This window comes from Opacimonas viscosa, assembly GCF_024199005.1.
GTDB classification, from domain to species: Bacteria; Pseudomonadota; Gammaproteobacteria; order Enterobacterales; family Alteromonadaceae; genus Opacimonas; species Opacimonas viscosa.
The window spans coordinates 25884-39589 of sequence record NZ_JANATA010000015.1 but is presented as its reverse complement, the minus strand read 5'-3'; the positions used below and the strand labels follow the sequence as shown (position 1 = coordinate 39589).

Here is a 13706-nt window from a genome sequence, read left to right as displayed (position 1 = left end):
CTACAGAGGTTTCAAACTCACTAATGGCGACTTATTTGCACCATGCGTAATTTGGCTACATTTCCTGATAGTGTCTCTCTGTTGACTCGTTTACACGAGCAAAGACGAGATTTACCCGTAGACTGCAAAGTTTTGGTACTGGGTGAACAACCCAGCAACGTCAATAGCGCTACTATCACCTTCTGCCCAGCAACTCGCTACACGTCCCTCCTCGGTCAAGAGTTTGATGTTGTGATATATGACTTACGCGCTTCGTTCAGAGCATCGGTATTTTTAGTGTTGAGTGGTTTGGTGCGTGGCGATGGCTGGCTGTTTTTAACTAACCCCGATGAGGCTTTTTCAGGTTTAACGTTTTCTTTTGACGCAGTTGAGAACTCGGCTGAAAGGACAGCTGAGAGCGCGGCTGAGAACTCGGCTGAAAGAACAGGTGAAAACTCGGCTGAAAGCACAGCTGAAAACACGGTTGAGAACTCGGCTAAAAGAACGGCTGTGAACCCGGCAGTGAACTCAGCTAAAAGCACCGCTGAAAACGCACTTAGCAAAAAACCGTCGTATTTGCTCCAGCACCTGCTCGCCCATATCCCCAAACATTTCGATGTACTCCCGGATGACTTTTTCACAAAGATGGGATCCGAAAGTTTTACTAAGAAATGGCAAGAACAGCAACAATCTGCTATGAGCACACAACAAGCAATTCGAGCAGATATAGTGACGTTCATCGTCGATAATTTATCAGTTCATCAAAAGTCGCTGGACAGTACTCATAGGATAGACCAAAACCAAGGTTCTCATACTTATCATCATGTTATCACTGCGCCACGAGGTAGGGGGAAGTCATATCTGTTGGGCCAGATTATTAACGATCTGGGTACTCTACTGCCTAGTGCTCTACTGCCGAGTACTCTTCTGGCGAATGCTCTACTGCCGGATGCCAAGAGTACTGTAAACAGTGCTGTCAATAATCTTGGCCAGGATCGTGTTAAGGGGGCTGTCAATAATGCCGTTAAGAACGCAGTTAAGGGCGTCGTGAGGATTGGCGTGATTACCCAAAACCGTCAGCACTTAGAGGTTTTACTGGGACAAAGCTCTCAGTACCTACAGAACTCTCATGGCTCTGATAGCTCTCATAGCTCTCATAGCTCTCATAGCTCTCATGACTCTCATAGCTCTCATGACTCTCAACACATGCAGGGCTCGAAAAGTTCTCAACACCCTCAGAGCTCGCAAAGTTATCACCACTTTGGAAACATGAGTATTTTGCCACCGGATGCCGACTTTACCCAATACCCTGTCTTTGATGTTGTCGTGATTGATGAAGCGGCAAGTTTCCCTGTTGAGTTACTACTGCACTACCGCAAACACGCAAAACACCTAATATACGGTACGACTACGCATGGCTATGAAGGAACAGGGATGGGGTTTACCCATAAATATCTCCCCAAAGTCATGACTACAGATACTATCCAACAGTACACATTGTCAATTCCCTTTCGGTTTTTAAGCCCCTGCCCTATTGAAGAAGTATGTGATGAGGTACTGTTTAACGATATATCAGACAATGAAGAATACCCTTTCGTGGATGGTCTGCATTGGATCTCAACCAAGACGCTTCGAGAGCACACAGAATATGCCAAAGCAATGCTATCGGCTTTGATGCGCTTGCTCTCGCTAGCCCATTACCAAACCACACCTGATGATCTGCAACGGATAATCGACAGTGATGACATGCGCTGCTTAACCTATGTGCAAAACAGTTCCTTGGTGGGCTGTGTATGGATTATTGAAGAAGGGTTACAGCCATGCCCCCATCATCTTAAACAAGCTATTATGCATGGTTCTAGGCGTGTCTCTGGGCACTTAACCGTCCAACAAATCGCCCATGGCTACCATATCCCAGAACTACTGGAATGGCAGATATGGCGCATAAACCGGATCGCCGTTGTACCTCACCACCAACAACAAGGTATCGGCAAGTTAATGATCAACGCCGTTATTCAAGAAGCTCGTGCAAATACGGTGCATGCTGTCACCAGTTCCTTTGGGGCGGAAAGTGGCTTGGTGGCGTTTTGGGAAAAACAAGGATTCATGATCTGGAAAGAAGGACAAAAGGCGAACAAGGTTACAGGCTATCACAATTGTATTGTTGGTATGGTGCTCGCCCAAGGTGATCCAATTGAACAAGTAGCTAAAGAAGGTTCGAAAAATCAAGAAGAACAACTAGAGTCAATAGAACATAATGTCAATCGTCAAATTCAGACGAGTTATCAATTATCTCAGCAATGGTACTCGTTAATTCAAAATAATATATCTGCAGTCTCCAGTGAAAATCACCTTGGACAGGATCCCACGACATTTACTCAAATATCTACAAAATTAGATGTGCTAGATAGTCCTGCATATAAAAATAGCGTATTTGTACAAAATCAATTAGCCATTATTCGGCAATTTATAGCGGGAAGCCGTTCGTTAGAAAACACAGAAGCCAGTCTATTTTGGTTAATTACAAGCCAGCTCAACACTAGCTCGACGCCTATCGCTAAACACATCAAGAACAATCAAATGTTATTAGACAGGTACCAAAGAGGGTATGCAATTAAAGCGTGTTGTGAGAAATATAAGATCACAGGCAAGAAAATATTCAGTGAAACGGTTAAACAGTTTATGGGCGAGCTCTTGTAATGACCTAGTTTAATACTCAGATTGATGAAAGATCATGAGCGGCTATATCCCATACAGGATAAAAAAATAAACCATAAAAAAACCCGCCTACACGGCGGGTTTTTCACATCAAATATCTAATAGTAGATAACCACTAGGCTCTCTAAATAATGATACCGCGGTTTTTCGCTTTCTCTTTGATATATGGTGCCCAAGCACTTGCGTTACGGCGCATAGAAGGAGACTTCTTCGCTTCCATCGCGTGCTTGTATGCAGTACGGAACTTGTTCTGGTAGAAGTTCGCTTCCATCAATGAGAAATGAATACGTGCAGGATTCTCAATGTCGTTGTCAATAGCTTTTTGTAAAGCAACAACAGCGCCTTTGTAATCTTCTGCCGCAATCAACAAGATACCTTGTTTACGATACAACTCAGGATCATTTTCAAAATTAGCCGCGATACCGTAGTTCTTGGCCGCTTTTGCGTGATACTTAGCCGAATGATACGCATTAGCTAACTGACTATAAGTCGTTGCATTCTTTTCTAACAAACCATTATCAACATACTTCTGAAGCAGTTTTGCCGCTTTGTGTGGTATATCATTGGTTGAATACAACTGCGCTAACGCTTTGATTTGCGATACTTTATCAAGGAAACCTTGGTTATATGCAATCTCAAATGTAGATAACGCTTTCTTATAATCCTCTACTAACATATAGAAGAAACCAAGCTGTGACCACCACTGTTTGTTGTCAGGGAATTTACGTACTAACTCCTCAGCAACCGCAACAGTTTGTGGATAAAGTTTACGCTCATAATAAGACGTCAACTTCAATACATATGGATTTTTGTTTGGCTTGCCTTCTGCATTGTATAAAGCAATAGCTTTATCCGCAGGGGCAATCATTTTATCCAATTGCTTAGTTTCATAATATGCTTGGGTCATACGTGTATAGATAGCTGGATCTTCTTTACAAGTGAAATCCATCCAAGACTGATACCACGTGATAGCCGTCTTGTATTGTTTTTCTTGTAAGTTTAGATCACCTAATAAACGCAATGTATCAGCATGTTCGCGATCGTTAAGTTCTTTTTCTTTAACAGCAGCTGTCAGTTTTTCTAAAGCCTGAGGACCTTTGCCCTTTTGTGCAGCAAGAATGTTACCCACAAAACGGTTCACATACGCCATATCAAAAGTATCAGAAGTATCAATATCAAGTAGGATTTGGACAGCCTCATCCGTTAGATCTTGATTGTATGCTTCAAACGCTTTTGCGACCTTTTTACCCGTTCTTTCACTAGGTAAATTCGTTTTACCCGCTTTGTACCCTGGGCACATAACAGGTAAAACAGGTGCTGGCGCAGCTTTCTTCGCGGCATTATCTTCTGCTTGTGCATAAACACTGCTAGAAAATACAAAACTGGCACTCAAGGTGGCTGCTAGAGCTGTAATTTTAACTAAATTCTTCATTATGATTTATCCAATTTGAAATCTAGTTGAACTTGCATGTTGAACTGCTTTTGAGGCTTTCCTTCAACAATCTTAGGCTTGTATTTCCACTTACGTAAAGCACGTTTTGCTTCACGGTCGAAAATGCGCTTAGGATTCGCTTCTAAAACTACTACATCCGTTACACCACCCACTTCGTTGATCGTAAATGATAAGATTACATAACCTTCTTTACCATCACGAGCTGCTTGTACTGGGTACTTTGGCTCGATACGAACAATAGGTGTTGCATCACCATCACGGCGCATATTACCCACACCACTAAGGTTGATATTTGCACCACCAGTGTCTACACCTGGGATATTTAAACTAAACCCATTAGCATCTGGTTCCGCTGGCTCAGGCTCAGTTGGCTGCATTTTCGGCGGCTGCTGAGGTGGTGGCGGCGGTGGTGGAGGCACACGATTACGCGTTTGCGTATCTTCGTCTGGCTCACTCATTACAATATCAATCACTGGCGTTGGCGGAACTTCTTCTGCCGGACGGTTCGTGTTTTCAATTAATTTTGCCATAACAACGAATAGCGTAAATGCTATACCGGCGCCTAACAATATAGAAACAATAAAACGTACCATATTATTAACCCCTCGTCGCTACAGAGATCTTGTCAACACCTGCATCTTTGACTTGATCCATAACTTTTACGACTAATCCATGCTTCGCTTTTACGTCCGCTTGGATAATCACGTAATCAGTTGGCTGTTCTGTTAACAAACGTTCGATGTTAGCACGGACAGAATCCGATTTAACTTGGCGCTTGTCTAACCATACATCGCCATCTTCAGTGATCGCAATAAAGATGTTGGCATTTTTTGGCATAAAAGACTGAGATGCCTCAGGCTTATTTACTTCGATACCGGCTTCTTTTACGAAAACTGTCGTAACGATAAAGAAGATCAGCATGATGAATACGATATCCAACATAGGCGTCATATCGATCGCTGCATCTTCTTCTTCAGTTCTGACTTTACGAGCCATAATTTCCTCTCTCTAATGATGAGGCAGACTATCTACTAATGATTCACGTGCCATCTTAGCTTTCGCTTCTAGACGTGAACTCACAAATAAACCAGATAGTGCCGCAACCATACCCGCCATAGTCGGAATAGTTGCCATTGAAATACCTGCCGCCATCAAACGTGCGTTACCTGTACCCTGAGTAGCCATAGTTTCGAATACAGTAATCATACCTGTAACCGTTCCTAAAAGACCAATCAATGGACACATAGCCACTAACGTTCTGATAATTAACATACGTGCGTTTAGCGCATCAGACGCTTCTGAAATCCAAGTATCACGGATTTTATGCGCATACCATGAGGTAGTGTCTGCTCGGGCGTCCCATTTAGCGATAATATCGCTTTTGACTTTTGGGAACACCGAAGTCACATACCAGTAACGCTCAACCATTAATACCCACATAAGGAAGAGCGCAGCGGCGACGAAATAAAGTACGTCACCGCCAGTAGCGATAAAGTCCCTGACAGATTCCCATAATCCAATCAGGTAAATCATATTACGCTTTCTCCGACTCTGCGTGAGTAGCAATGATACCAGCAGTCTGCTCATCTAATACATGAACAATTGACTTGCTGCGAGCTGCCACGATGCTGTGAGTTAAGATTAATGGTAATGCTGCGATGATACCCTGTGCAGTTGTAACAAGCGCCATTGAGATAGAGCCCGCCATGATACGAGGGTCACCAGTACCGAATAATGTGATTTGCTGGAACGTTGCAATCATACCAAGTACTGTACCTAGTAGACCTAATAAAGGTGCAATCGCTGCAAAAATCTTGATGATGTTGATACCAGAATCGATGCTTGGTAATTCACGTAGAATCGCTTCATCCAATTTCAACTCTAGATTTTCAGTATCTGCAGATTTGTTTTCTGCATACACTTTAAGGATACGACCTAACGGGTTTGCGTCAGATGGTGAACCTACATTAGCTAACTGTGATTTAATCTTACCACCGATAAGCGTTAGGCTAACTAGCTTATATACACCGATAAGTAAGCCAATAATTAGCATAACCGTGATGATATAACCTACTACGCCACCTGCGTGATAACGCTCAGATAACGTTGCTTTTTGCTTTAATAGGCCCAAGATTGAACCGCGTGAGGGGTCAACATAAACCGCAACAGTACCAGACGTAGCATCACGTAAGTCTTGTGCAGAAGAAACCATGTAACCATCTGGTTGACGACCTAGTGGAACGATTTGGTCATTCGCGTCATCGTAGATGAGGTAGCCTTGGTCACCAACTAAGTTAAATGTACCGATACGAGTAACAACTTGTTCTTGTGTACCACCGTCCAAGCTAACTACATTTGTAGTGAACTTAGAAACACGACCTGATTCAGTCATTTCAGTTTGTAACGCAAACCATAAGTCTTCTAACTCACGGATATCTGGTAAACCTTTAGATTCTTCAGACATACGTGCTAAGAACTCATCACGACCTGGGAATTCAGCAGAAACGATAGACGTCGAGATACGGCCATATGCTTCAGAAGAAGACTGACGAACCACACCAAACATTTCACCTAACGTACCCGTTGCTTGGTCTAACTCAATCGCTTTCTCAGATAACGTCACTTCGTTATCAGCAAAACGTTTTGCTAAACGGTCGCCACGGTCTTGCTCAGCTTTTAATTCACGCTTAGCTTTGTTTAACAAACCTTGTTTGTTAGTACGCTCTGCGATAAATGCTTTTTCACGTTGGGTATTAGTACGTGCTTCAGAAACACGGTTACTTTTAACTTGCTCTAATAATTGCTCAAGAGACTTCGCTTCTTGGGCTTGTGCAGAGAAAGATAAAACTGCTATTGATGCTGCAGTTACAAGCGTTTTAATCATTGTTTTCATTATTATTACTCCGCCTTAGCTGCGCGAATAGGTAGTTTGATAAGATCAGCTGGAACTAAGTTACGAGCCATACGAACAGCTGTAATTACAGAACCTAAGTACTCATCGCCTAACGCTTCCCAAGAGCGAGTTTCGTTATTCCAGACCCATGCATTTTTCTGATCTAGTGATAACGCTAATAAAGCAGTACGGCCAAGGTTGAAGAAATCAACTGTTACGGTAGTACCGTTGTTATCAATTTCACCTTGATATGCTTGGATACGTGTGCCGTATTCGTTTTCGATTTGGTATGCTTCAATCACCTGACGGAACTGCTCAGATACTGTTACATTTGAATTTGACATAACATCGCGTAAACGGTCAACACGAGCTAAACGCTCTTCTAAGTTGATCGGTACGTCAAGTTTGATAAATTGCTCTAAAGAATCAATCATGCGGAACATAAGCGGTACAATACCTTGCTTAGTTTCTTCAATTGAATCGATTTGACGTTGTAAGGAAGCGATATTGGCTTCTTGGTCAGCGACTAAGCTAGCAACATAATCGTTATAAACTTTAAGATTCTCAGTTTCATCAACGACTTGACGGTATTCAACTAATAAGTCTTGTGCTTGCTCATATAGAGAGTTGATTTTCTCTTGAGATTTTTTTGCAGCTGCATGAATCTTTGCTTCTTCTTTGTGAAGGTTATTCAATGGATCTGCAGAGACAGCGTTACTGCTTAGTGCGAATGCACCTAAAACAGTAGAGGCAATAAGAGTTCTCTTGCTCATTTTGGACATAATTCCCAACCAATTTTGTTATGTTTGATTCGCCAATATCTCCACAATGCATTATGTAAGATATTGGTATGATTAAAAAACATTGTTATTTTTCGATGAATAATGGATGCGAGACGCATCCATAACGTTGCAATAATCCCATATCACAACTTTGTTATCAAGCTTACAATTAGTTAACAAGGCAAATAAATGTGTTGACAATGCCTTGTTAACTTAACCGATTTATGTAATTTTAGTTTTTTAAGTGTTGCGCTAAAAAACTTTCCATTTGATTATAAAAGTCGTATTTATTTTTATCTTGTTGATAACCGTGACCTTCATCTCGAACCATCGAGATATAAGGTTTACCAATACGCTTTAAGTTTTTACTTAACACTTCGTACTGTTCCATTGGTACACGGACATCTTCACGGCCATGAGCGATGAATAGTTCTGCCTTAATTTTGTCAACATTCAATGCTGGTGAGAACTCACGTAGACGCGCCTCATCTGTACCTGTAACACGATCTAAATATTTACGACCAGAAGCACGTTTGGGTATGTCACCTGATTTTTTAAACTCAATCAGTGAATACACTCCGACGTAGCCTATCCCACACTTGTACAAATCAGGTTCACGTACCAAGCTTTGTAGAGTACCGTAACCACCATAAGAGCCGCCGTAAACGCACATGCGATCTTTATCTGCATAACCATTTTCTACCATGTACATCGTGGCATCTGTCATGTCGTCGATCATCTTGCCGCCCCATTCATTGTAACCCGCTTCCATGAAGTCAGTACCATACCCGCCTGAACCACGGAAGTTAACAGAAACCACTGCATAGCCACGGCTAGCCAAGAATTGGGCTTCACGGTTCCAACCCCAATAATCACGAGGACCATGTGGACCACCATGGATTATTTGGACTAAAGGATACGGTGCTTCACCGGTCGTCGGTAATACTTTGTAGCCACGTAATTCCATACCATCACGAGCTTTGAACTTGATTGGCGTCATCTTCGCCATCATGTTCGGATCGATTTCACGTTTAGCGACAGCTAATTCACGAATGCTCGGCGATGAACCATCTAAACCACGATTAAATAAGTAAAACACACCGGGGTCACGGTCTGAGCTAATCTTGAAGACCATCTTATTACCGTCTTTGGTAAAAGATGTCACCAACAAGTCAGACGTAGTTTCATCAATACCAAAAGTGGCATACATTTGTAACATGATCTTTTTCATTTCACTGTCGTCAGATAAGAAGACCATGCGGTTGTAATCACGCGCAAACGAAATGACTTCTAAAGCACCATTGTAAAGACGCCCCGTGCCACCGATTTCAGCTACCTCTTCTCGATGGACTAATGTGGCCTTTAACGTCGCTAACTCAACCGCATATATACTCGGTACTTTTGACTCAATATCCGATGAAACATAAGCAATCGTGTTGTCTGCATTAAATCCTAAAGGGCTGATATTTACCCCTTGTTTGTACAAGGTGGGCATTGCTGCTTTACGCCACTTGCTCGAAGGCGTTTGTTTTACGTAAAACGTATTTTTACCTTTACCAAAATCATCATCATCTGACTCTTCATAAGAGAATGCAAAGCGCGGTATACCATCTGAATCGGCGATGATCGCTTGGGCCCCACGAGGTTCTCCACCGATGTAACTTTCTTTACCGTTATCAATATTAATCGTAAACAACTTAGCAGCGCCTTCATCCGCCCAATGTTGTTTGGTCACTAATATTTTGTCCGGTTCAGCTGGCATCATGCTAATGATATTGTAACGGGTTCGTTGTGGCACGGTTAACTGACGACCATTCTTGCCATCCAAATCATAAGCTACATAAATAGCTGGACTGCCACGCGTGTCTAAATACCCGACAAATTTCGAATAGGACAAAATAAAACGGTCATCACGAGGCCACATAATACGGCTACCAATCCGCATAAATTCACCAAAGTTTATCTTGGCTTTAATTTGCGTTAGACCTATATCCATAATCGCTAACGTATTTGAAGTGCCAGAATCGTAGATAACTGCCAGATGTTGGCCATCTGGAGAAATACTCATCGTGGTAAACTGAGCATCCTTAAAAAAAGCTTCCATAGGAATCTTTGATGGGTCAGCTGACACCTGCATTGAGGTGACCAATAATGTCACCAATATCATTAACCAACTTCGCATATTTATATCCTTCTGTTTGGTTTTAGTTTAATTTTTTGAACCGGTAAAACAATACCCTAAGGTACTGCCTTGAAAATCTAAGGTAGTTATCTGCCAAGCAACCTGGTTATCCAGTACAATTTTCTGCGTGAGCATCGAAGCGGTTTCTGCCGCTGCGATTTGTTGTGTTAATCGCTCAACTTGTAGCAGTATACCTTGGCGTAATTTTTGGAGCTGTGCAACACACCATCCAACATTGTTATTAGACTGTAAAAGGTAAAATATATTTTGTCCAATCAATTTGATGTCATCTTGCCCCTCTGTTGCCACTGATTGTAAATGTAGATTTAAGTTTTGTAGCAAACGATTTTTTAATTCAGGAAAAGATAAGCGCTCACACGTATGTATTGTCTGCCAAAACGGATCTTTTAGTACTTGGTTGAAGGCAGTAATAGACACTTTTGACTGCTTGGTAATGATGGCATCTGGATGATGCATGAAAATGGCAAACCGCCCATGCGGTTTTAAGCAACGTACGATCTGTGAAAAACTTTTAGTAATGTCACTATATTCAAAACCATACATACTCACAAAATGGTCAACGGATGCATCAGCCAGTTCTAACTGCTCAATATTTTGTTGAGCAAAGGTAATTTTGTCGTGGAGTTTATCTGGTTTAGCTGTCGCAGAATCAATATTTACCCAAGCAGCACAGTTTAGTTCTGTTCTACTTTGTGTAAATAAAGTAGCCAGTGCACCGTTACCTGCAGCTAAATCAACGACAATGTCGCTGTCTTTGAATGCTGCAAATACATCTAACCAAAACTGATTCAGTGTGCCATATGGCCCTTCTGTTTCTGTATAGTCAAAAGCAAAGCTGTTTGTCGTAGTAGGATCTGCCCAGTAAGCATCCCAAGCTTGTGTCGTCATAGGTTTATCTTTTTTTTGTACAGGATAGCAAAAGAAAACTAGCAAGCAAAGTACAGTTCTAGTTCTACAAAACTCATTTGTAACAAAAAAATTCAGACAATAAAAAAGCGAGCCTAAGCTCGCTTTTTTGATACTTCGTTAACTAATCTTAGAAAGATTGTGTGTAACGTGCGTATACGATACGGCCGTAACCGTCATATAGGCTGAAGTTATAGTCACGTGAACCGTCTGGGTCAGTGTCTAAGATTGGATCTTTACCACCTACGTTACGCGCACCAACAGTGATTTTACCGTTCCAGTCTGCGTTGTAAGTAACTTGGATATCGTTAGTGATCCAGTGTGGAACAGGAAGATATTCACTACCTGAAAGACGCGCTGTGTCACCAATGATGTTTACGTTCCAAGCGATGTCAAAATCACCGATTGAGTAGATGTTCGCTAACACACCACGGTATTGTGGGAATGCAGAGAAATCTAACTGGCTGTTGCCATCAACGTCATACTTCTGAGTGTAAGAAACCGTTAGGTTTTGACGAATTGCACCATACTCGTTTAGATCGAAGTTAGTGTTTAAGTTCAAGTCAAGACCAGAAGTTTCTAATGTACCTTGGTTACCGAAACCACGAACGATACGCTCAATTTCACCAAACTGGTTACGCTCAACAGACATACCCGCTGGTAAGTTCTGTCCAGTGTTGATTAAGTTAATCAACTCACCAGAAGTGAATGACTTAATACGGTTATTGATTTGGATGTTGAAATAATCAAGAGAGAAATCTAACCATTCAGTCGCTTCATATGCTAAACCTAATGCGAACTGTTCAGAAGTCTCAGACTCTAAGAACGGGTTAGCAATTGAGTATGCATTGATTTGGTCAGAACATGTTTCTGCAAGACCTACAGCTAAACAGTGTTGTGGGTCACGAACTGAATCAGCAGAGAAAGATTCTTTCTGAGTTAAGATATCCAAAGTAGGAGCACGGAAACCTTCACCATAAGAAGCACGAAGTACTAACTCATCAGTTGGGTTGTAACGTACTGAAAGCTTAGGAGATACATCTGAACCATAATCAGAGTAACGGTCACGACGTAATGCCGCTGTGACTTCTAAGTCGTCTTGTACTGGGAATACTGCTTCTACGAATGCAGCACTTGCTTGACGAGTACCGCCAGCAGAGTTACCCGCAGAACCACCGATTACACCACCTTCTGATAATGAATCGTATTGGTCAGAGTATAAGATGTCACGCCATTCGCCACCGACGATAGCTACTGCTGTGCCACCTTCCATGTCGAATAAATCAAACTGAACAGAACCGAAAACTTCGTCTTGGTTGTAATCACCAATACGTGAAATAGTTGCTTTCATTGAGTTTAGAACTGATTCTGGGTTACGCTCTAAATCACCCACTAAGTAAGTACCTTCGTTCATGTACTGCTCAGCAATTGGGATTACAACGTAGTTACGACCGATGTCATAAGTTTTAGATTTGTTACGACGTACACCGAAATCTACTAATACACCGTCGATATCGCCTTCAAAACCAACTAATAAATCTTGTAAGTAGTTATCCACATAACCGTCACGATTACCTAAACCAGCAAAACGGTGAAGGATTGAAACAGCATTAGAACCTACTGTTGGATCTGCATCAGCATTGTATAAAGAATGGTTGAATGCAGGATCGTAGTATGGAGAATCTGGGTTAGTTGGGTTGTTCGGGCTAGCCGCATCAACGTCAACAAACGCTAGAGATGGTGCATAACGACCAAATGACTTAGATTTAGTCATGTTCATGTTCGCGTATACAGACCAATCATCATTGATCTCATAACGGCTGTTCATGAAGAAACCTACGTTACCAGTAGACGCTTCATCAGCAGATACAGATGCGAAGTTGAAACCACAACGGTTGTTTTCGCCAGCTGAATCAGTTATCGCAGGACCGTAAGGGATAGTGTAGAACTCACCTTGGTCACATGCATTTGGAATACGAGTCCAAGATGCGTCAGTACGGTTATAATCACGGAAGTTTTGTGAGTAGAAAGAACCACCCGCAGAATACCATGGGAAATCACGTGCAAAGATAATGTCACGGCTGTTCCAAGAAACACCACCTAACATAGAACCTTTATCAGAAGACGCACCAAAGATTAAAGAACCTTCTTCACGGTCACCGCCTTCACGCTCGATTTGAGCAGCACCAAGACGCATTTCAACACCGTTGAAATCTTTACGAGTGATGATGTTTACAACACCACCGATAGCGTCAGAACCATATACCGCTGATGCACCATCAGTTAGGATTTCGATACGCTCAACAGCTGCTGCTGGGATACCGTTAAGATCCTGTGAAGAACCTGTAGAAGGTGAACGTGCTAAACGACGACCATCAACAAGTACTAATGAACGGCTAGCACCTAGACCACGTAAGTTGATCTGAGATACACCCTGTGCAGATGAACCAGACTGAGGACGGAAAGAACCAGTCGAGTTAAAAGAAGTGTTACGTAATAAGTCAGCTACAGAAGTTTGGCCTGAGAAGTCAATTGCTTCACGGTCGATAACTGTTACTGGTAACGCACCTTCAAGGTCAGCACGCTTAATACGTGAACCTGTTACCTGAATTTTTTCAACAACTTCCGCTTCCGCTTCGTCGCTGTCTTGTGCTAAAGCAGCTGTAGATACGCTTAGGCCAGATACGGCACCAAAAGCGATCGCTAACTGAATAGACTTTGCTAGTTTAGTGTTTGTAAACATGTATTGTCTCCCTAGGGCACTATACTTAA

10 protein-coding genes are annotated in these 13706 nt (G+C 42.1%); 1 reads left to right on the top strand and 9 read right to left on the bottom strand.

Annotated elements, in window-relative coordinates; translation table 11 throughout:
• Window positions 1–42 precede the first annotated feature (42 nt).
• Window positions 43–2679 (top strand): GNAT family N-acetyltransferase, encoded by a 2637-nt coding sequence (locus NLF92_RS09100; RefSeq protein ID WP_254101051.1) that lies wholly within the window; start codon window positions 43–45, stop codon window positions 2677–2679.
• Between the two features lie 142 nt (window positions 2680–2821).
• Here the strand turns inward: NLF92_RS09100 and NLF92_RS09095 are convergent, their stop codons facing one another.
• From NLF92_RS09095 to NLF92_RS09055, 9 genes are all read right to left on the bottom strand, one after another.
• A complete protein-coding gene (locus tag NLF92_RS09095) occupies window positions 2822–4129 on the bottom strand; it encodes a tetratricopeptide repeat protein (RefSeq protein WP_254101049.1) in 1308 nt (435 codons plus the stop codon).
• Complete coding sequence (locus tag NLF92_RS09090; protein ID WP_254101047.1) at window positions 4129–4743, bottom strand: energy transducer TonB; 615 nt, start codon at window positions 4741–4743, stop codon at window positions 4129–4131. Before NLF92_RS09090 ends, NLF92_RS09095 begins: the two co-directional genes overlap by 1 nt.
• A 4-nt stretch (window positions 4744–4747) precedes the next feature.
• Window positions 4748–5146, bottom strand: coding sequence for an ExbD/TolR family protein (locus NLF92_RS09085; RefSeq protein ID WP_254101045.1), 399 nt, complete (start codon window positions 5144–5146; stop codon window positions 4748–4750).
• Between the two features lie 12 nt (window positions 5147–5158).
• A complete protein-coding gene (locus tag NLF92_RS09080; protein WP_254101043.1) occupies window positions 5159–5683 on the bottom strand; it encodes a MotA/TolQ/ExbB proton channel family protein in 525 nt (174 codons plus the stop codon).
• A 1-nt stretch (window position 5684) separates the two neighbouring features.
• Window positions 5685–7043 carry a MotA/TolQ/ExbB proton channel family protein gene (locus NLF92_RS09075; protein ID WP_254101041.1) on the bottom strand — a complete coding sequence of 453 codons (1359 nt, stop codon included), beginning with the start codon at window positions 7041–7043 and terminating at the stop codon, window positions 5685–5687.
• A gap of 5 nt (window positions 7044–7048) precedes the next feature.
• The gene (locus tag NLF92_RS09070; RefSeq protein WP_254101039.1) at window positions 7049–7816 is read right to left on the bottom strand and encodes a DUF3450 domain-containing protein; all 768 of its coding nucleotides are present in this window, start codon (window positions 7814–7816) and stop codon (window positions 7049–7051) included.
• A gap of 241 nt (window positions 7817–8057) precedes the next feature.
• Complete coding sequence (locus NLF92_RS09065) at window positions 8058–10007, bottom strand: alpha/beta hydrolase family protein (protein ID WP_254101037.1); 1950 nt, start codon at window positions 10005–10007, stop codon at window positions 8058–8060.
• Between the two features lie 27 nt (window positions 10008–10034).
• Complete coding sequence (locus NLF92_RS09060) at window positions 10035–10916, bottom strand: class I SAM-dependent methyltransferase (RefSeq protein WP_254101035.1); 882 nt, start codon at window positions 10914–10916, stop codon at window positions 10035–10037.
• A gap of 148 nt (window positions 10917–11064) precedes the next feature.
• The gene (locus NLF92_RS09055; protein WP_254101033.1) at window positions 11065–13677 is read right to left on the bottom strand and encodes a TonB-dependent receptor plug domain-containing protein; all 2613 of its coding nucleotides are present in this window, start codon (window positions 13675–13677) and stop codon (window positions 11065–11067) included.
• Window positions 13678–13706: the final 29 nt, after the last annotated feature.

What these genes read in the sequence shown, in the direction of transcription:
- NLF92_RS09055 (WP_254101033.1), bottom strand. Translation starts at nt 13,677, where the DNA reads ATGTTTACAAACACTAAACTAGCAAAGTCTATTCAGTTAGCGATCGCT.
- NLF92_RS09065 (WP_254101037.1), bottom strand. Translation starts at nt 10,007, where the DNA reads ATGCGAAGTTGGTTAATGATATTGGTGACATTATTGGTCACCTCAATG.
- NLF92_RS09060 (WP_254101035.1), bottom strand. Translation starts at nt 10,916, where the DNA reads ATGACGACACAAGCTTGGGATGCTTACTGGGCAGATCCTACTACGACA.
- NLF92_RS09100 (WP_254101051.1), top strand. Translation starts at nt 43, where the DNA reads ATGCGTAATTTGGCTACATTTCCTGATAGTGTCTCTCTGTTGACTCGT.
- NLF92_RS09075 (WP_254101041.1), bottom strand. Translation starts at nt 7,043, where the DNA reads ATGAAAACAATGATTAAAACGCTTGTAACTGCAGCATCAATAGCAGTT.
- NLF92_RS09090 (WP_254101047.1), bottom strand. Translation starts at nt 4,743, where the DNA reads ATGGTACGTTTTATTGTTTCTATATTGTTAGGCGCCGGTATAGCATTT.
- NLF92_RS09085 (WP_254101045.1), bottom strand. Translation starts at nt 5,146, where the DNA reads ATGGCTCGTAAAGTCAGAACTGAAGAAGAAGATGCAGCGATCGATATG.
- NLF92_RS09080 (WP_254101043.1), bottom strand. Translation starts at nt 5,683, where the DNA reads ATGATTTACCTGATTGGATTATGGGAATCTGTCAGGGACTTTATCGCT.
- NLF92_RS09095 (WP_254101049.1), bottom strand. Translation starts at nt 4,129, where the DNA reads ATGAAGAATTTAGTTAAAATTACAGCTCTAGCAGCCACCTTGAGTGCC.
- NLF92_RS09070 (WP_254101039.1), bottom strand. Translation starts at nt 7,816, where the DNA reads ATGAGCAAGAGAACTCTTATTGCCTCTACTGTTTTAGGTGCATTCGCA.